The sequence below is a fragment of the Cohnella fermenti genome (assembly GCF_004801405.1).
GTDB lineage: Bacteria > Bacillota > Bacilli > Paenibacillales > Paenibacillaceae > Cohnella > Cohnella fermenti.
The window spans coordinates 1-18,910 of record NZ_SSOB01000024.1 but is presented as its reverse complement, the minus strand read 5'-3'; the positions used below and the strand labels follow the sequence as shown (position 1 = coordinate 18,910).

Below are 18,910 nucleotides of genomic sequence, written 5' to 3'. Positions count from 1 at the left end.
CTCCCTTCCTCCGCTAGACGCTGGCGTCCGCGGTCGATTTGGCTTGCAGCAGCTCGCTCCAGCTCGCGAGCGTCGGACATTCGGCCAGCTCGACGAACGTGACGTCGGCCCCTTGCCCGCGCCACGCTTCGACGAGGCTCATGACGCGGATCGAGTCCAGCCCGTGCTCGTCGATCAAGTGATCGCGGTCGCAGATAGCGTCCGGCGATTCGAACAGCAGCCCGGCCACCTGGGCGCGCAAGGCGTCGACATCGTAGAAGCGCTGCGCGGAATCGGAGGGCGCCGCAGCTCCATCGGCTCCGGCAGCAACGGCTCCGGCATCATCCGCTCCCGCCTCCAGTTGCTCCAGCGTCTGCGCCGTCGTCAATACGACCGCGCAGCGGTTCGCCGCATAGGCGACCGCCATGGCGTGATTTTCCGCCGAGAAGTCCGCCAGCGCATCCGCCACCATAAACGCCTGAATATCCTGCATAAACGCCTCGGCCGCCGTCATCATGCAGCCGATGTGCGCATAAATGCCCGTGATAAGAAGCTGATCGCGCCCCCGCTCCCGCATCAGTCCGGCCAGATCGGATCTGCGGAAGGCGCTGTAGCGCCACTTGTCCAGCACAATGTCGCCTTCGGCGGGCGCCAGCTCGGGCACGATATGCTTCAGGTGCGGCGCTTTGTTGATGCCCTCTCCCCAGAAGTCGAACAGCAGCCCGCGCTCCTCGCGGGACTGCTCGCCCGGCTGCGCGGTGTATACGACGGGAATGCCGAGCGCGCGGCACCGGTCCAGCAGCGCCCGGATATGCGCCAGCAGCTCGGTGATCGGCGACTGGTCCGCCGCGAAGGCGTTCAGGAAATAAGCCTGCATATCATGCACGAGCAGAACGGCCCGCTTCGGGTCGGGCGTCCAGCTCGCGCGGTTCGCAGGCAGGTCGGCCGCTTGGGGCATCGGATAAGGTTGAATCGCAGGAAGTGCCATTTGCTAATGCCTTCTTTCGCTGATTTATTGAATTGATTCATTGAGTTGATTTATTGAACTGATTCATTGGACTGGTTTATTGGCTGATTTATTGGGTGGCTCGGGCGGAAGCGGCGGCTTGCGCAGACGCGCCGGCCGGTGCGGTTGCGGGCACAGACCCGGACACTTCGGCCATCAAGCGCTCGCGCAGCGCCTTCTTGCTCACCTTGCCGACATTCGTCTGGGGAAAAGCATCCGTGAACGCGAAGCGGTCCGGAATCTTGTAGGCGGACAGCCCGCGCTCGCGCAGGAATGCCCGCAGCTCGGGACCTGTCGCCTTGCGGTCCTCGCGCAGGATGATGAAGGCGCAGGCGCGCTCGCCCAGGAAGGCGTCCGGCATCGCCGCCAGCGCGGCGTCGAAGACGGCCGGATGGGCAAGCAGATGATTCTCCACTTCCTCGGCGGCGATCTTGTCGCCGCCCCGGTTGATCTGATCCTTGGCGCGTCCATCGACGACCAGATAACCTTGCGCATCCGCCTTCACGAGATCGCCCGTGCGGTAGAAGCCGTCCGCAGTGAACGCCTTGGCGTTGTGCGCCTCCGCCCTGTAATAGCCGCGGATCGTATACGGCCCGCGCGTCAGCAGCTCGCCGACCTCGCCCGGAGCCAGCTCGGCGTCGTCCTCGTCGACGATGCGGATCTCGTCCCAGTCCGACATCGGACGCCCCTGCGTGTTCACGACGATCTCGTCGTCGTCGTCGAGCCTCGTATAGTTCACGAGCCCTTCGGCCATGCCGTACACCTGCTGCAGCCGGCAGCCCAGCGTCTGCCGGACGCGGCCCGCGGCCTCGGCGCTGAACTTGGCCCCGCCGACCTGCAGCAACCGGAGGCTGGACAGATCCGGCCGCCGCAGCGCCGCGGCCTCCATCCAGACGAGCGCAAGCGGCGGCACCAGCGCCGTAACGGTGACGCGCTCCTTCGCGATGAGCGGGAACGCTTCGTCGGGGCTTGGCGCCGCGGCGAGCACAACCGTGCCGCCCGCGTACAGCGTGCCGAGCGCCCCAGGCGAGCTCAACGGAAAATTGTGCGCGACCGGCAGCGCCGCCATATAGATGCTTTGCTCGGTTATGCCGCAGATCTCGTTGCTGCGCCGGACGCTGTACATGTAGTCGTCGTGCGTGCGCGGGATCAGCTTCGGCAGACCGGTGCTGCCGCCCGACAGTTGGAGAAAGGCGACGCGCCCGGCTTCGCCCCGCGGCCATGCCGGCTCCTCGGGTCCGGCGAGCGCCGCCAGCCGTTCGAGCGACAGGAACGCAGACGAGCCGGTCTCCCCGCCCGTCTCTCCCGCCACGAGCACGTGCCGAAGGCCCGGAACCCGCTCCAGCACGTCCGCCGCGAGCGCGCGGTAGTCGAACCCTGCGTCGACATCGGGAATGACATAGGCCTTCGCTTCGCTGAATTCGCACAGATAAGCAATCTCGCTGAGGCGATGCAGCGGCAGCGCAAATACCGGCAGCGCGCCGATGCGGAACAGCGCGAACACGACGGTGAAGAACTCGTGCCGATTCGTCATCTGCACGACGACGCGATCGGCCGGTCCTACGCCGAGCTGCAACAAGCCGGCGGCCAGCTTGCCCGCCCGCTCGTGCAGCGCCGCATAGCCGAGCCTCGTCTCTCCGGCAACGATCGCGGTCTTGTCGCCGTAGCGCGCCGCCCTGTCGGCGAGCATCTCGCCGAACGTCAGCCCTTCCCAGAGCCCGGCCGCACGGTATGCCGCCGCCATGTCGTCCGGCCAGGACGGGCAGTCCCGCATCAGTTGCGCCCAGGCCTCCTCCTCCCGGTCAATAGGCTTCGTCATCCTGCACCCCCATCGCTCGCAGCATAGTGCGGAATTTGGCCGAAGTCTCGGCCAGCTCGGCTTCGGCGCTCGATTCGGCGACGATGCCCGCGCCGGCATAGAGCTCCAAGGAATGGCTCTCCGCCACGGCGCAGCGGATCGCGATCGCCCATTCGCCGTCTCCGCTCGCATCGCACCAGCCGACAAGGCCCGCATAGAAGCCTCTGTCGAACGGCTCCAGCTCTCGTATCGCCGCTCTCGCCAGCCCGGTCGGCGCGCCGCATACGGCGGGCGTCGGATGGAGGGCGACGGCGAGCGCCAGCGACGTCATCTCGGGATCTTCAAGCTCCCCCCTGATCTCGGTGGATAAATGCCACATCGCGGCCGTGCTGACAAGCGACGGCTTCGCGGGTACGTCAAGCGTTCTGCAATAAGGCCGCAGCGCTTCGGCGACGGCTTCGATCACAAGCGCATGCTCGCGCAGATCCTTCGGCGAAGCCAGCAGCGCCTGCGCGCGCCGCTCGTCCTCGGCGGCATCCGAGCTGCGGGGCGTCGAGCCCGCCAGCGGATTGACATATACGCGGGAGCCGGTCCTTGCGACCAGCAGCTCGGGACTGGCGCCGATCAAGGTGCGCGTGCGGTCCGTCGTCCGTCCGCCGGCTTCGCTCTCGCTCCGCCTCGGCAGATCGACGGCGAACGTATAGCCGAGCGTGTTGTGCTGAGCCAGGTTGTGCAGCAGCTCGTTCAGCCTGATCGGCTGCGGCGAGGCGAGCCTCAGCGTGCGAGCCAGCACGATCTTATCCAGCTCGCCCGCACGCATGCGGCCGATCGCCCGGCTTGCGCCGTCGACATACGCCTCGGGTTCGGGGAACGGCTCGACGGTGAAGCCGCCTCCGAACGGCGCGCGCAGCGGCGCACGCGAATCGAGGCTGAGCTTCTCCAGCTTGCGGACCGTGAGCGGCACGACGAGATGCGCAGCCTGACCCGGGTCGAACGGTACCGCGCCGACCAGCATCGGCGGCCGCTGTCCGTCCCGCTTCAGTTGCTTCAGCAGTCTCTCGGCGCGCTCCGGCAGCGTCCCCAACTCCTCGCGGTCGGCGGCGGCCGGAAGCACGGCGAGTGTCCCCTCGGCCAGCCAGGTAGCCTGCGGGGTGGCGAAGAAAAAGGAATGGCCGCGCCGGTAATCCTCCAATAAATCGGCGGCTGTCGCCTCCGTGACTTGTCCTTGTGCGTTCAGACGATTCATCCTCCTTTAAGCCGATCGGATCATAGGGTTATACGCCCAGCGTCGCTCCCCCGTCGATGCGCAGATCGTGCATCGTCAGGTGACCGGCGCGTTCGGATGCCAGATACAGCACGCCCTCGGCGATATCCGCCGGGGTCGCCAGCTTGCGAAGCGGGATGCCGGTCCGATAGGCCGGCAGCGAGCCGTCCAGCGTCTCCTGCGCGCCCCGTTCGTCCTGCCACATGCCGCGCAGCATGGGCGTATCCGTCGAGCCCGGCGATACGATATTGCAGCGGATGCCGTACGCCGCCAGCTCGAGGGCGAAGCACTTGGTCAGCATCGTCGCCGCCGCCTTGGTCGTCGCATAGGCACCCATGCCCATGCGCGGCACGGCGGCGGCATTCGACGATACCGTGACGATCGCGCCCCGCCTGCGCGGAATCATGCGCTCGCTCACCGCGCGCGTGAGGCGGAATACGGCGCCGACATTCACCGCGAACAGCTCCTCCCAGTCCTCGTCGGCGTATGTCGAGAGCGATCCCGTGCGCAGAACGCCGGCCGCATGCACGAGAATGTCGATCGCGCCCAGCTCCTCCTCGATTCGCGCCACGGTTTGCAAGATCGCCTCGTCATCCTTCAGATCCAAGGGATACGCCCTCGCCGGACTTCCTTGCCCGGCAAGCGCTGCGCTCAGACGCATGAGCGGCTCCCGCTGCCTGTCGACCGCGGCGACGATCGCCCCCTGCCCGCACAGCGCATGAACGATCGCCTCGCCGATGCCTTGGGCGGCGCCGGTGACGAGCGCGACTTTTCCTTCAAACGCGGTGCCCATTTAAATGATCTTCCTCCTCATCCGCCCGATTGTGCCTCATCGTCCCTATTTTGCAATTGATAATCATTATCAACGTTGATTATAGGTGAATGTCACTCCCCTTTCCATGAACGATTTCCACAATATCGGATGTACGAAATTCAGATTCCGTTATGCGTCCAAGGCGCGACTGTCGCAGAGACGCTCGTACACGTCCTGCACCATCCGCATGGCCGCATGCGCCGAATACTCCCGCCACGGGTCGGACGAGATATGATGCACGCATCCTCTGCGCACCGCCCTGACGTCCTGCCACGCCTCCGTTGTCCGCAGCCGTTCCCAATGATCCAGCGTCACGGATTCCTGGCGGACGTTCAGCAGAATATGATCCGCTTCGAGCGCGGACAGCTCCGCCAGCGAGACGCACTTGTTGCCGCCGTAGGCCGCGGCCCCCTCCGGCGCGCGCAGCGCCAGATCGGCGAACACGTCCCGCATGCCGATGGACGGGAAGAGGAAAAAACGATCGTTGTACAAACTGACGATGAGCACGGTCTCGCCCTGCAGCGCTTCGTGCAGGCGCTCGCGCACCCGCGCCGCGTGCTCGTCATACCGCTCCAGCCATACGCGGGCCTCGTCGTCCGCATTGACGATGGCGGCGATGTCCGCGAGCTGGTCCCGCCAGCCCCGCTCGTACAAGGGCACCACATGCACCGGAGCGAGCTGCTCGAGACGTTCTTTTTCCGGCGGATGCAACTGATCGGTCGAGATGATGCAGTCCATCCGCGCCTGCTTCAGCACGTCCAGGTTCGCCTCCCAGTCTTCGTTGAACCGGTAGCCGCTCAGGTGCAGCGGAATATCGTAACGGTACTGCGTATAGTAATACGACGTCCACTTGGGATGCAGCGGGGCCGCATACGGCATGATCTGGAGCGCCAGCAGTTGGCCCAGCACCGTCGCGCTGTAAGCAACGACCTTTTGCCGCCGTTTCCTGAGATACGCCGTGGGAGAGATGCCGACCTCCTTTTTGAACATGCGGCTGAAGTAATACTCGTCGTTATACCCGACCCGGTAGGCGATATCCTTCAGCCGCATGTCCTCCTGAAGCATCAGTTGCTTCGCCCTGTTCACCCTGACCCCGGTCAAGTAGTCGATAGCCGTTTTGCCGTATGTTTTCTTGAACAGGGACACGTAATATTTGGGCGATACCTCGGCCATGCGGGCGAGCTGGTCGATCGTAATGCTCTCGCTGTAGTGCGACTCCATGTAGCTGCGGGTCCGGTCCATGGCGAGGCGGGAGTCCTGCTTCTTCTCGCGGCGGATATGGTTAAAGATCCACGACAGCAGCTTCTGAAAGTGCGTCTGCCCGCTGAAACGCTCGAGCGCCTGCCCGCTGCGGCTGCAGCCGCTGACCGCTTCGCACAATTGGTAGAGCGCGTGATCCGGCTTGACGGCCACCACGCCCGGCAGCGGCCAGACGCGCCGGTTCGGCGGCACCTCCTGGTCCCAATGCAGATCGAAGGTGAACAGATACACCTCAAGCTTGCTGCCCTGTTCCTCGGAGAAGCCGATCGTCTGGCCGGGCGCAATGAAGCGGACCGTATCGGGGTCCAGCCGATGCATGCCGAGGTCGAGCGTAATATGTCCCTCGCCTTGCTTGACGACGACGAGTCCGTGAGCATATAACAGTTGCGGCTTGAAGTGTGTCTGCCGCAGCAGGCGCACTGCGCGGAATTTCACCCAAAGCAGATCGAGGCAAGAATAAGCGTCCTCCTGTTGGACGGCAGGAACGGCTGTCATGAAAAGACCTCCTTCGCTTTCATGAAAATAAGAATCATTATCAGTAAAAAATTTAGCATAGTCAAAAAAGGCCTGTCAATGAATGACAGGCAACAATTATATATCGGCCCGGCTGACGGATTCGTATGCGGTGCGTCAGCCGGTCGGATCTACCCGCTCCAAGTGCAGCTCCGGCAGCACGACTGGAATCTCTTTATCCTGGGATTCCTTGTACCAGTACACGATATATTTGACCATGGCTCTTATCGGCCGATAGCTCTCTCTCCGAAGCCGTTCGAGCTTCCCCTTCATTTGCTTGGAGAAGCGAATAACCGCGACACCCTTGGCGTTGCGACAGCATTCTCCGTCTACTGCCAGCAGATCGCCGCTATTCAGTTGCTTTATTGCCTCCTGACAACCGAGAAAAAAATCCAGCCATACGTCCTGCAGCATCAACTGCATCACCAGTTTGTCAGGCGGTGAACCTATTCGGCCGTCCTCCCATGCAAGGAAGCCGTCCGTTTGAATAAAATCGAAAATCGGCCCGCTGCAGTGAATGGTCAGATTGCTTCTCGCCCGGGTAACCGCAACGTAGACCTGCCTTCTCTCCTCGTCTGTACGAAGGGAAAATAGATCCAGCATAAGAAACACATTGTCAAACTCGCGGCCCTTGGCCTTATGAATCGTGGATACGACAATGGTGTCCGTATTCGCCCGAATGAAATCTTCCAGCCTGGATTCCCGGATAAATATATCCAGATCGGATTTGTATTTATGGCGAGGATTCGCCTGCTCGAAATCCCGCAACAGGTTCAAGACAATCTCCAGATTCGGGCTTTGCCTGTGCTGTTCGACAAGCGCACGTTCCGCCGCCTTCCAATCCTCCTCGCCGATCGTATACACTTCTTCCGTCAAGCAAAGCCGCTCCAAAAAGAATCGGATCTCCTTCAGATTGTACAGGTTGAATCCGTCATTGGACTGGATGAGCTTGGCTTGCATGCCGTGCTTCACCAATAGCCCCGCCAGAAGAGCAGCGTCGTCATTGGTCCGGGTCAGCACGCAGGTCGTCCCCCGCAGCTCCTGGGCAAGCATGCTCTCGACCAAAGGAGTTATCAGATTCCCGCCTCTGTGCCGAATAAGCTTGATTTGACCGGAGTCTCTCTGAAAGGAAATGGCCGGCGTCACTTTTAACCGATCCGCAATCGTTGCCGCAAACTGATTGGCGAAATCCACAAGATTGCGTTTGCTTCTGTAATTTTCCATCAGCTCGTACTTCACCGCTGACGGGTGACCGATCAAGCTCTTCATGTGCCTGGCACTCGAGCCGCGAAACTCATATACATTCTGATCGTCGTCCCCAACGGCGATAACACGCATTTCTTCGTTCATTTCCATCAGCATGGAGACAAGCGCATACTCTTGGGCATTCATATCCTGAGCTTCGTCGATCACAAGCACGGTTTTGGTCAGTCTGGCCGCTTCGACCTCCCCCGACTTGATTCGCTTGAGCGTCTCCTGGATAATTTCATCGGATTTCTCGATCGTCCCCATTCTCCCCAGCAAATCGAAGCAATACGAATGAAAGGTCTTAATCTCGATAAAATGAGCCGCGTTGCCGATCAGCCGATGGAGCCGCATCTTGAATTCGGTAGCCGCCGCTCTTGAGAACGTCAGCATAAGCAGTTGTTCATGCTTCACATCCTCTATTAATAGCAGAGAAGCAAGCTTGTGTACCAGAATCCTCGTCTTGCCGCTTCCGGGCCCGGCTGCCACGACCATATGCTTAGACGCATTATCGTTAATGATCTTCAACTGCACGGGAGACAACTCGCCGAACAGTTGGCGGAATTTCGCCGACGTAATATTGCGCCTGATCTCGTTTTGCCGACTGCCCTTGAAGTACTTATTCAGAAACGACGAGTAATTAAGCTGAAAATAATCTTCGACGAACTGCAGCGCCGCCTTATAATCGGCGATCATCTGCTTGGCGTATTCCCCGACAATGTGGATCTGCTGCACTTTGCTCTCGTAGTACTGGTTCAGCTTCTGATAATCCTCAATTTTATATCGACGCTTATTGTCCTGTTCGGTGCGCTCGATGGTCAGGGCGTTATAAACAATCATAAAGCCGCCTTCTATCTTCAAGGCTTCAATCCGGGACAAATAGAACAGCGCGTCTTCGATCTCATCTGCGGAGGTGTTGCTTTGGAACAGAATTTGGCGGTTTTCGAACGCTTCTTTCAATTCCAACACGGAGAATTCCACCAGCGCTTCCTCACGCGGCTTCTCTTCGCCCAAAGCCTCGGACTCGCTTTTTGCATAGAGATACTCTACAATAAAGGCCGCCAGTTCATGGCGCTTCTCCAGCTTCTCCTTCATCTGCTCCTGCCCGTACAGTGCTTGAACCGCGATATGATGTTTGTTGAAGTCCACCGTCCGCCTTCTCACCCAGTTTTTTATCGCCCAGATGTTGAAGACGGTCTTCAATTTGGCAGGGGAGGCCTCCTGGCAACCGGATTGCTCCGCCTTTTCGTTCAATTCTTTGAGATGAAGGATTTTTTCTTCCGTATCCAGCTCGGCGAGCAGGAACCGTTCAACCTGGATGTACGGCTTCAAGATCCCGAGAGATCGGTTTGCATTTTCCTTTTTCTTAATAAAAGCCGTTAAATCTTTGGCGTCGGCCAGAATCTTGATTTCGCGCATCAGCGTGATCAGTTGGATGACTTCTTCCTTTGGAATCGCCAAGTGATCCGCGATGTAATCGATTCTTGATTCCGCCGTTTCATTGCTCAAGTGCTTTCTGCTTTTGCTGGAAAACAACTTGCGAATGATCCGGGATGCATTCGCCTTTTGTTTTTCGTCGAATTTTCCGGAGCGGTGAATCCGCTCGATGGCCTCCATCGCGTTCTTGGCGAGAATGCTGTCGGCATACACCCTGGGCATATTTTGCCCCCTCTTCAAGTACCCCGCTTCTTCCAGCGCAGAGATCGCCGTCGTTACTTTCGTTTGAATATCGAGAATCCCGTCATCCCAACCTGCCCTTCTGGCCAGCTCCAATGCCGATTGGGATACGGTTGAACGGAACCGGGTAACCTCTTTGACGGCCTTCCAGATCTGCTGAATTTCCTGAATGCTCAGCTTCGTCTGATTCAACAGAATAAAGTGTTTGTTCAAGTCCTCGTCATTAAACAGAACGTAGCAATCGGCAGATATCGCTTCATCCCGCCCCGCTCTGCCGGCTTCCTGAACGTAGTTCTCGAGAGAATCCGATATGTCGTAGTGAATGACCATTCCTACGTCCTTCTTGTCGACGCCCATGCCGAAGGCGGACGTAGCAACCATAATTTGAACGTCGCCCTTCATGAAGGCGTCTTGATGCGACGTTTTCACGTGTTTTTCCATTTTGCCGTGATAGGATTTGGCCGGATAGCCGTCATTGGACAGCCGCAAGGCCAATTCATCCGCCCGTTTCGTGCGGGAGACATAGAGGATCGTGGGACATGGTTTGCATTCCAGCAGCTCCCGAACCGTATTGTACTTGTCCTCGTCCGTGGCTCGTTCGAACACTTGATAATGAAGATTGGTTCTGGATGCGCTGGAGCTGAAGAGACTCATCTCGATGGCAAGCTTCCCCTTGAAATAAGCCTGGATATCCTCGATGACTTTTTGCTTGGCGGTTGCGGTAAAACAAGATACCGGAATGCCGTCGGCCAGATTTTTCTTATCCTGAAGAGATTTAATGAAGTCGCCGATATACAAGTAATCGACCCGAAAGTCCTGTCCCCATGAGGAAAAACAGTGAGCTTCGTCAATGACGAACCGGACCACGTTCCTTCCGAGCAGCAACCGTTCGATCGTCTTGGATCTCAGAGATTCCGGCGCTATGTATAGAATGGATGCGGAGCCGTTCTCGACACGCTCCAATGATTTTGCTCGTTCGATCGGATCTAACAGACCATTAATGGTCACCGCTTCGGTTATTCCTTGCTTCTCCAGGTTGTCCACTTGATCCTTCATGAGCGACTGCAAAGGAGAAATGACCACGGTCAGCCCCCTCACGCTTTCTCCGCTCATCAACGCAGGCACTTGAAAGGTGATGGATTTGCCGCCCCCGGTAGGGAATACGGCCAGCAGGGATTTCCCCGCGATCGCGGCATTTACCGCATTTTCCTGCAAGGGCTGACCCGCATAGCTTCGATAGCCATCATAGCCGAATAAGCGCTTGAGCCCTCTGCGGCTGTCCAACTGTTCATCGCAATAGCCGCACTCGCGATAGCAGGGCTTGCCCCTAAGCAAGATCATGATTCCTTGGACGGCCGGGAAGTTCTTGATGATCCAAGGAGGCGTAATGGACGTCTTGTGTCCGGAGTGAATCAGAGCCAGACAATAGGCCAGCTCAATCGGATTTTGTTCGATGAGCAGCGCAAGATCGGTATGGTCGCAAATCCGCAAGCGAAACTCGCGGCGGATGGCTTCAACCGGGTTCGCGGGAAGATCAACATATCCAATATATTGGAAGAACGCCATAAACTCTTTTTGATCCTGCAAGAGGGAATAAAAAATAAACTTCAACGCGGGCGAGATTTTGTGGAAAGCGGCGAGCTCGTCCAAAAAAAGCTCTTTTGCTTTAATTGCATCGTTTAACGGATTGTTCAGCTCTTCCGTTTGCAGTTTATCGTCCTTGACCAGCTTATGGTACGGCTTGGCGGGGAACAGCAAGGCGGACAGATGCAACGTATCGATCATTCGGGAGGATGGAATCCCCGCCGACCGAACAGCCTGCCCGATATAGTTCATGTCGTGATTAAGCAGATTATGTCCGCATAGGAAGCGAGCTTCCCGCACAAAGGAAACAAAGTCGGGGACCGACGAGGAGTGGAAGGTTCGCCCGTTCCCTAAGACGCCGCCGATATCCGCGATTCTTCCGGTCTTCGGTTCGATTTCCGTATCGATGAAAGCAATAGGTTCCATGGAAGTCTCTCCTGCCTATAAAATGCCCTTACATGCTGGCTTTCCCTATGCTTTCGACATAATTATGGAAATTCCTTTCTATTCCATCCTTTTCAGCAATTCAAAGAGTTCGGCAGTGCAGGTTATGGGCAACACATTACAAACTCCAATCAAACAAAAAAGCCTCCGAACCGTCACAAGGACAAGTTCAGAAGCATGTTATTTGTTAAGATGGTGCGGACGAGAAGACTCGAACCTCCAACGAGGGGTTAGCCCACTGGAACCTGAATCTAGAAATGGCCGCTTGGGTGATTGCTCACCGTATCGAATTCACCGGCTGAAATCCCAAGTGGGACAAGGAATTTCAGCGATGATTTCGATTTTTTGCGATGGGTTCTGGAATCTGCAGTTATACTATTGTTTAGAAGAAAAGTTAGAAAGGTTCTCGGTTGGCCGGCTACCTGATAAAAATCGTCTTTTATATAGCTTGTACATAGTTAGTTCCGGATCTAAAGGAGATGTTCGAAAAAAAGACTCCAGCTTATGCAATGCACCTTAATATTACTGTAGTCAGGTCACCCACCGCAGGATTTTAAGTCCTGAAATAGCCTTTTTAACCCTCTCTCAAAACCATAGCACTCTCGAACAGAAATCCTTTAACCATGCGGGTTAAAGGGTAATCTTATGTTCCTCGTCCTCTAAGTCCGAGATGTGTCGGATAGATTTATGGTAGCAAAAATGTTAACAAAATGATCGGGCAGAGTTCTACCTTTCTGCCCATCATTTTGTATGAAACCAGACCTCATCACTGCCCGTGGAAAGATGAGGGATTTAAATAGCTATTAAGTAAAGATTCGACATACCGATATATTTTCCTTTTCCTGAGGAGTATATAGAACCCTTCCTGTTGAAATTGAATTCAATTAAGAGAGTAGCGGAGGAACGCCTTGTGGGACAAGGCGTTCATTAGATTCTATGATTCAATGTCCAAGTTCCCTGCTAACCTTTAATAGAAAATGTGTGGCAGGAAATGTGACCACATTGATCAATTTCAAATGCGCTATTCTTTGTCTTCAATTCCTAGCGCTTGATCTATAATACTTTCGGAGACTTTGTAAGATAAATCAGGGGTTAATTCCCTTCTTACAAATTGTATATTCCTTATATTATTAATAACAAACGTTTCATTATCGTAAGAATTACTTAAAATTATATCTGCGTAACCTAAGATGTTAAATGCTCTTTCATATACCTCAACTGCTACAGACTTAGTGTCAGTGAATCCAAATATTGAATAGGTACTGCCAAAAATAAACTTCAAGCAAAATCTGTCCTCACGTTCCTCCAATAATACAGTTACATCATTCCCATCAATATCATCAGTGCTGTTATTGACAATACTTTTTTTTATACTCGAAATGTTATTAATGAAACTAGATTTGTTACTATATTTCTTCCCAAATACTACCTTCACACTTCCAGACTCAAGTACAATCGAGGCAAAGATCATTCCATCATCATTTAGCTTGATAATAATATCATTTTCTGGGGACTTTATTCTATAAGTTTCATAATCAATTCTAGTGACTACAACATATCTAGTTCGATGCCAAATTGTATCAACGATTAAATGAGACTCCCCCACTTTTAATTTAGATTCAACATCTAGACACTCTTTTAGATACGAAGTGAAATATAACGTGCTTTCTTCCAATCTTCCCTCATCCATTAAACAAAGAGATACTCCAAGTAGAGATTGATAATTATATTGGTCATACTCTAGGCATTTTTCAAAATGTTTAATTGCTAAATCATATAAGCCAATATATCTTAAAACTTCTCCTTTTCTACCATATGCTTGATATAGATCGGATTTTAACTCTAGTGCTCTATCTAGGTGTTTGATAGCCTCATACGTAGAACAAAATTCACTAATATTCAAATGTGCTGAATAGAATGTGTCATCCATTTCCAAACACTTTTTATAAAACTGACGCGACTTAATGTACTCTTTCTTTTGCCTATAAACGACCCCGATGTTATAGAATAGTTCTGGACTATCTTTAATTTTCCTTGCCGAGAAAAAGCTATCAAGCGCACTATCTAGTTCACCCATCCCCCCATATGCCGTTCCTTTCATTATATGTCCGTCAAAATGATTATTTTCGATTTCCAGTAATTTATCACAATAGTTTATAACTTCAAGGTGCTCTTCGAGTAATTCATTTAGAGCGGCACACCTTTCATATATCGGCGCTCTTTTATATTTTCTAGATAAAACTTCATATATTCGTAGCGCCTCTCTATACTCACCGTCCACTAAAAGGTCATTTGCTTCTTTAATCAATTCTTCGAGTGAGGATAAGACGCTTGTTTTATCTTCCCCAAGTATTTTTAAACCATCTGATATTGCGTTAAGTTTTTTTTCGAAGATTGTATTAACAATAATGTCAAGGTTAGATTCTATCTTAAATTTATTAATATCTTCAAGCACCTTTAATTTGGTAAGAAATCCTCTTTCACTTCTTAGTTCCTGTACTGATATTTTCAAGTGGTTCATGAATTCTTTCTGGTTAATGGTTAATTTATTTTCTTGAATCCACTCTGAATAATACGCATACAAAATTGTATCGGCCAACTCTTCTGGAAAACATTTATAATCAGATCTCATCAATGCATCAAAAAATTTGTCCAGATTATGTTTTTTTAGTTCTTCCTTGTAGTCGCTGATAGCACATTCAATTTCAGTAGCACTTCTATTTGATTTCATTACGTTCAATAACGATTTTTTCTTCCGTAATAAATTCTCTAATTCTTCCTGAATTGCGGTTCCTACAAATAAATATTGTTTTTCATTATCTGGTTCAACCTCAGACAAAAGTTTCTTAAATTTGTTTTTATTAATCTTCTGCTTTTTGACTTGTACCAGCACTTCATGATCTTGATAATTCAAAGTAATGTCATTAAGAGTCTCTACAGACAGAGAAACAAAGTTGGGATTGCTCATATTCAAAAACAATAAAATAAGGGAACATCGGTCTTGATAAGTGAAACCAGCCGATGCATAACTCCCTCCTGTAAGTTTTTCACTATAATAAGATTCCATAGTAATCCCCTACCTAGTCAGCATTAGAAAACAGAATGAATATCATTGCAAGCGTGCGTTCATTTATTAGAGAATGGTCTGCTCGGTGGATTTAGGCCTTTGCTGTAGAAAGTTTTATCATAATATTCTTGTAATTCATTTTGAGAAGCACCTATTTTTTGAAGCTTAAACAGATTTTCAGAATGTTGTACAAACGGGTCTTCGATGAGCTTTTTTTCAAGAATTACTGTAATCTCGTCTAAAACTTCTTTCTCAGAAGTAAAAGTTTTTCCTAAAGAGAGTTTTTCACCTGTTTGAGTAACAGTTCCTTGAGCACCATATGAATTTTGATCAAAACACAGGATTTCTATTTCACCTACTGTATAGCCCGCGACATGATAATGATACCGTTTAACTTCATAAAGTAATCCTACTTGTAAATTAATCCCCATTGTTAAGTCTCCTTTAGAATAAAAGTGATCGGAGTATCAAACTAAATACCAAGATACTGCGTTATTAAGAGCCAATCCTAGTAACTTTATTATTGATGTAATACGTTTTTACTTATCCAATACTCCAGCAGTTTCACATCACATACTCTTTTCCCATTTTTCAATGAAATAATTCACGAAGCCAGAGCAAGAAACCAACATATATTTTGCATCTTCTGTAGATGCTCCTGCAAAGTCAATCCCTGCATGACGAATACCATTTTGATCAGAAGTATATCCGTAAAGCTGACCTAACGCTGATTTTAATGCACCATGCAAATTCAATCCACGCTCATCCATTTTTTTTAGCGCATCTCCCAATGTAGCTTTATTATTGCCTGTAATGATGCAACAAAGTGACTCAATCGCGCTAATAGATTCTTTTATAGAGTTCTCATAATCTGGATTTTTACGTCTAGAATATAATGTGAGGGCTTTTAACATATGAGTATTCACGGAATCATACTTTGTACTAATTGATTGATCAATAGATTTCAATTCAGATTTTGTCGTAATTGGTACAACCAAGTTTTTTACAATGCGGTATCCTGACTTTTCTTCTTCTAATACACGAGTAAGCTCCTTTGCAATGCTATTGCAATTAGATTTGCTTTTTTCAGATTCTTTCTCTAAATAAATTTCAATAAAATCATAGACAAAGTGCCACTCCTTTTTCAGAAAGAGGCTTTCTAGTTTTTTCATATTATTGCCGCGTGCCACCCAGTCTTTCGGATACTCATATGTGAATCCAAAAATATCCAAAATATCCTCAATGATTTCCAACCCCGGACTTCTCAGAGAAGGGTTCAATAAATATTGATTTCGTCCATAAAATACATTCCAAATCCTATTTTTAAGTGCAAAATCAACACCCTCAAATTGAATTTGCTTGCTAGTATATCCATTTCGTTCCGAGAAGTTTTGTCTCACCATCTACTTTGCCCCCTTAGGTTCGCTTCTAGTTTTGTAATATCATTCCCATGTAACGAGAGACAAACACTACCATCAAAAGATACTATTCGAGTATTTACGTCATTTTCCTTTTCCATGAGCAAAATCTAAGACCCTAGTCTTTGGAAAATACGTAGAGTCAAAAAAAAGATTTCTATATTATATCCCTGATACCACTGCATGATGGGCTGTTCTCGTGAGAAGCTCTACATGCATTGAAAGGCCTTACACCTTCAACGTGTACGGCCTTTTTGTGTCCATCAAACTTAACGGAGGAAAACCAATGAACACTTATCCACCAGCAGAAATCAAGCGCCTTATCTCAGAATCATTAAGGGAGAAACACGACAGCTACGTGATTCAAGAATTGTTTCAACAGTTCCCGACAACGATAGAACTATTGGAAGCAAGCGAGCAGCAGTTAACCATGATTAAAGGAATTGGAACAAGTAAGGCTCGCCAGATTACGGCTTTGCTTCAACTGGCAAAAGCCTTGACCATTCCCTCACACGATCAAGTTGCAATTCATCGTCCTAAAGAAGTATACGATCTGCTCGCCCCCGACTTGAGACATTCTCCCATAGAACATTTCATTTGCTTATTTCTGAATACAAAAAATCGTGTGATTCATAGAGAAACTATCTCAATCGGTTCGCTGAACGCCACTGTAGTACATCCACGAGAAGTTTTCCGGGCCGCAATCAAACGATGTAGCGCATCACTCATATGCGTCCATAATCATCCTAGTTCAGACCCTACTCCATCGCCTGAAGACATTCAATTAACCAAAAGACTTGTAAGTGCTGGGGAACTCGTCGGAATTGAAACGAAGCGAGCAGAAGTACAGGTAAAACAATATTTGTAATCGTATGTAGGATGTTTATTCTTTGCAAGTACTTTCCGGAGCTAGTATATCGAAATATGCTTCTCAAACTTGTATAAATGGGCTTAATAAAAATGCGGGCTACAACTAGGACGAGTACTGTTGAAGAAACAATCTTAATATTTTCCCAAATAAACTTTGTAACATCCATATAACAAATCTCCGCCTCCTATCATGTTCGTGTTCTATCTTTGCTCCATCCTCAGAAACCGTCCTCGCACGCAACATGTTGTAAGTATATCGCCTATTTCAACTGGGCCATGCGGAGTATTATTCGAATCGTAAAGAATGTCTCTCGTGAATTGTTCCGATTCCATTTCTTCATCCAGATTTGTAATGTTCGTGAGAATTTCATCGCTTCGCTTATTGAAGCATCAGGAATATTCATGATTCATTAAACTCATCAATATCGCGTATTTTTTAGTCTCCCCATTGGACGCTTCACCCCAATATTAAATCCGTTGACTCACTATCCAATGAATCCCATACTTCAGCAAGTGTATATAAATGTACTATAGGCATAAGCTTCAGTGATATCTTTCTCACTGATAAATAATAAAGTATGGCACACTCTACACTAAATAAGTGCGTATCCTTTTTATGATCTAAATGATGCTTTGCATTATTATATGGCTTTATTATTTCCTTCAAATTTAAATATAACTGACTATCAAGTTTAAATTTGGCGAGTGGTGATGCTAAAGCTTGACCTAGAGGGAATCTATCAATATTAAACAACCTCTTTATTAAAGATTCTAAATGTAAGCCACCCATATGAATTATTTCTCTAGTAACCCAGTCGAAATCACCGGGCTGCATTTTTAAGTATGCATAAATTATATTGAATTGGCCGAAATATATCCCGATCCTCAACTTCATATCGCCCAATGCTTCCCTTATTAATATTATGAATTCCTGCACCACCCAATTTCATATCTATTTTTATCATTTCCATAAATAGATTTTTGCGATTTTTACATAGAAGCTATATTCCAAATCTCTTCTGAAGCTAGTAACCTACTCGCAATCGCTATTATTTCATTCTTCAAGACGATCACCCACCCCTGATTTCTTTCTTGGGAAGATGATAAATTAAAATAGCATTGATCATATTGGGAGAAGTTTTTTTATTCTTGTTAATGTCCAAGCCGCAGTTTGTCCAAAGCTATTTACCGTGGAAGTGATAGCACCATAGACAATATCATTCTCAACAAGGTCCATATCTTTAATCTGACTTATATTTGTCTCAGTCAAATCGATTATGACCGGAAACTCATTGGCAGTATCAATTAACGTGACTTCTTTAAAATCTAAATCAACTTCTGCGACAAGATAAATACTTTCTCTTGATATAAGTTCCGTCCCCGGTTTAATCGTAATGTCCAAATTAAATAATTGGGAAAGTGCATTTCGCTCCTTGAAGATCATATCATCAAAATTCTTAATATGCTTATTCTCTGAACCACCTAATTCATTTACAGCAGCAGTCACGATTTCATTGAATTTTTCTAAATTCATACTCTCTTTAAAACCTAAGGAAATTTTCAACATCTCCTTGAAGTCATTCATCACACTTAAAGCTTCTTTTTTTAATATTCCGTTGTCTTTCTTTTTAAAGTTCTGGTTGTAATGAAGACAGTCATTTCTAATTTTACGGATGTCATTCAATAACGTATAAGATTCTTTTGAAATTAGTTTTGATTCATACATTAATTTCAATCTATCCTGTTGTATTTTCGACTCCCATTCGCTCTTGCCAACTTTATGAACTAAATATTTTGTGTAATCTTCCGCTGAGATCCCAATTAACGCAATACAACTGGTATAGAACCTGAATCCCCGCGATATTATAACGTGGATTTCGCAAAATCCGCGTAATATCGCGGTTTTTTGCTATTTATGGCTTGCCAATCTTAGCCATTACACGTTATAATTATAACGTGGAATGGGGAGAT

Annotated in this window: 12 protein-coding genes; 1 reads left to right on the top strand and 11 read right to left on the bottom strand. The window is 49.9% G+C overall.

Annotation, left to right across the window (positions count from 1 at the left end; translation table 11 throughout):
• Positions 1 to 13: 13 nt before the first annotated feature.
• From E6C55_RS18520 to E6C55_RS18480, 9 genes are all read right to left on the bottom strand, one after another.
• Positions 14 to 967 carry an isochorismatase family protein gene (locus tag E6C55_RS18520; RefSeq protein ID WP_136371306.1) on the bottom strand — a complete coding sequence of 318 codons (954 nt, stop codon included), beginning with the start codon at positions 965 to 967 and terminating at the stop codon, positions 14 to 16.
• An 88-nt stretch (positions 968 to 1,055) separates the two neighbouring features.
• Positions 1,056 to 2,762 carry a (2,3-dihydroxybenzoyl)adenylate synthase gene (locus E6C55_RS18515; RefSeq protein ID WP_211093614.1) on the bottom strand — a complete coding sequence of 569 codons (1,707 nt, stop codon included), beginning with the start codon at positions 2,760 to 2,762 and terminating at the stop codon, positions 1,056 to 1,058.
• Between the two features lie 25 nt (positions 2,763 to 2,787).
• Entirely contained in the window at positions 2,788 to 4,020 is a 1,233-nt protein-coding gene (gene dhbC / locus E6C55_RS18510) for an isochorismate synthase DhbC (RefSeq protein ID WP_407923752.1), read from the bottom strand.
• 37 nt (positions 4,021 to 4,057) lie between these two features.
• Positions 4,058 to 4,840 (bottom strand): 2,3-dihydro-2,3-dihydroxybenzoate dehydrogenase, encoded by a 783-nt coding sequence (locus E6C55_RS18505; protein WP_136371303.1) that lies wholly within the window; start codon positions 4,838 to 4,840, stop codon positions 4,058 to 4,060.
• 150 nt (positions 4,841 to 4,990) lie between these two features.
• Complete coding sequence (locus tag E6C55_RS18500) at positions 4,991 to 6,616, bottom strand: AraC family transcriptional regulator (protein WP_136371302.1); 1,626 nt, start codon at positions 6,614 to 6,616, stop codon at positions 4,991 to 4,993.
• A 135-nt stretch (positions 6,617 to 6,751) separates the two neighbouring features.
• Positions 6,752 to 11,566 carry a RecQ family ATP-dependent DNA helicase gene (locus tag E6C55_RS18495; RefSeq protein ID WP_136371301.1) on the bottom strand — a complete coding sequence of 1,605 codons (4,815 nt, stop codon included), beginning with the start codon at positions 11,564 to 11,566 and terminating at the stop codon, positions 6,752 to 6,754.
• Positions 11,567 to 12,605: 1,039 nt separating this feature from the next.
• Entirely contained in the window at positions 12,606 to 14,651 is a 2,046-nt protein-coding gene (locus tag E6C55_RS18490) for a tetratricopeptide repeat protein (protein WP_136371300.1), read from the bottom strand.
• 59 nt (positions 14,652 to 14,710) lie between these two features.
• Positions 14,711 to 15,082: a hypothetical protein gene (locus tag E6C55_RS18485; RefSeq protein WP_136371299.1), complete on the bottom strand. Its 372-nt coding sequence runs from the start codon at positions 15,080 to 15,082 to the stop codon at positions 14,711 to 14,713.
• A 138-nt stretch (positions 15,083 to 15,220) separates the two neighbouring features.
• Complete coding sequence (locus E6C55_RS18480) at positions 15,221 to 16,054, bottom strand: AbiJ-NTD4 domain-containing protein (protein WP_136371298.1); 834 nt, start codon at positions 16,052 to 16,054, stop codon at positions 15,221 to 15,223.
• A gap of 301 nt (positions 16,055 to 16,355) precedes the next feature.
• On the opposite strand from E6C55_RS18480, the gene E6C55_RS18475 reads away from it, so the two are divergent.
• Positions 16,356 to 16,937 (top strand): JAB domain-containing protein, encoded by a 582-nt coding sequence (locus tag E6C55_RS18475; protein WP_136371297.1) that lies wholly within the window; start codon positions 16,356 to 16,358, stop codon positions 16,935 to 16,937.
• Between the two features lie 459 nt (positions 16,938 to 17,396).
• Here the strand turns inward: E6C55_RS18475 and E6C55_RS18470 are convergent, their stop codons facing one another.
• Both E6C55_RS18470 and E6C55_RS18465 read right to left on the bottom strand, forming a co-directional pair.
• Entirely contained in the window at positions 17,397 to 17,834 is a 438-nt protein-coding gene (locus E6C55_RS18470; protein WP_136371296.1) for a hypothetical protein, read from the bottom strand.
• A 228-nt stretch (positions 17,835 to 18,062) separates the two neighbouring features.
• Positions 18,063 to 18,665 (bottom strand): hypothetical protein, encoded by a 603-nt coding sequence (locus tag E6C55_RS18465; protein WP_136371295.1) that lies wholly within the window; start codon positions 18,663 to 18,665, stop codon positions 18,063 to 18,065.
• Positions 18,666 to 18,910: the final 245 nt, after the last annotated feature.

What these genes read in the sequence shown, in the direction of transcription:
- E6C55_RS18520 (WP_136371306.1), bottom strand. Translation starts at nt 967, where the DNA reads ATGGCACTTCCTGCGATTCAACCTTATCCGATGCCCCAAGCGGCCGAC.
- E6C55_RS18505 (WP_136371303.1), bottom strand. Translation starts at nt 4,840, where the DNA reads ATGGGCACCGCGTTTGAAGGAAAAGTCGCGCTCGTCACCGGCGCCGCC.
- E6C55_RS18500 (WP_136371302.1), bottom strand. Translation starts at nt 6,616, where the DNA reads ATGACAGCCGTTCCTGCCGTCCAACAGGAGGACGCTTATTCTTGCCTC.
- E6C55_RS18495 (WP_136371301.1), bottom strand. Translation starts at nt 11,566, where the DNA reads ATGGAACCTATTGCTTTCATCGATACGGAAATCGAACCGAAGACCGGA.
- E6C55_RS18490 (WP_136371300.1), bottom strand. Translation starts at nt 14,651, where the DNA reads ATGGAATCTTATTATAGTGAAAAACTTACAGGAGGGAGTTATGCATCG.
- E6C55_RS18485 (WP_136371299.1), bottom strand. Translation starts at nt 15,082, where the DNA reads ATGGGGATTAATTTACAAGTAGGATTACTTTATGAAGTTAAACGGTAT.
- E6C55_RS18480 (WP_136371298.1), bottom strand. Translation starts at nt 16,054, where the DNA reads ATGGTGAGACAAAACTTCTCGGAACGAAATGGATATACTAGCAAGCAA.
- E6C55_RS18475 (WP_136371297.1), top strand. Translation starts at nt 16,356, where the DNA reads ATGAACACTTATCCACCAGCAGAAATCAAGCGCCTTATCTCAGAATCA.
- E6C55_RS18470 (WP_136371296.1), bottom strand. Translation starts at nt 17,834, where the DNA reads ATGAAGTTGAGGATCGGGATATATTTCGGCCAATTCAATATAATTTAT.
- E6C55_RS18465 (WP_136371295.1), bottom strand. Translation starts at nt 18,665, where the DNA reads ATGTATGAATCAAAACTAATTTCAAAAGAATCTTATACGTTATTGAAT.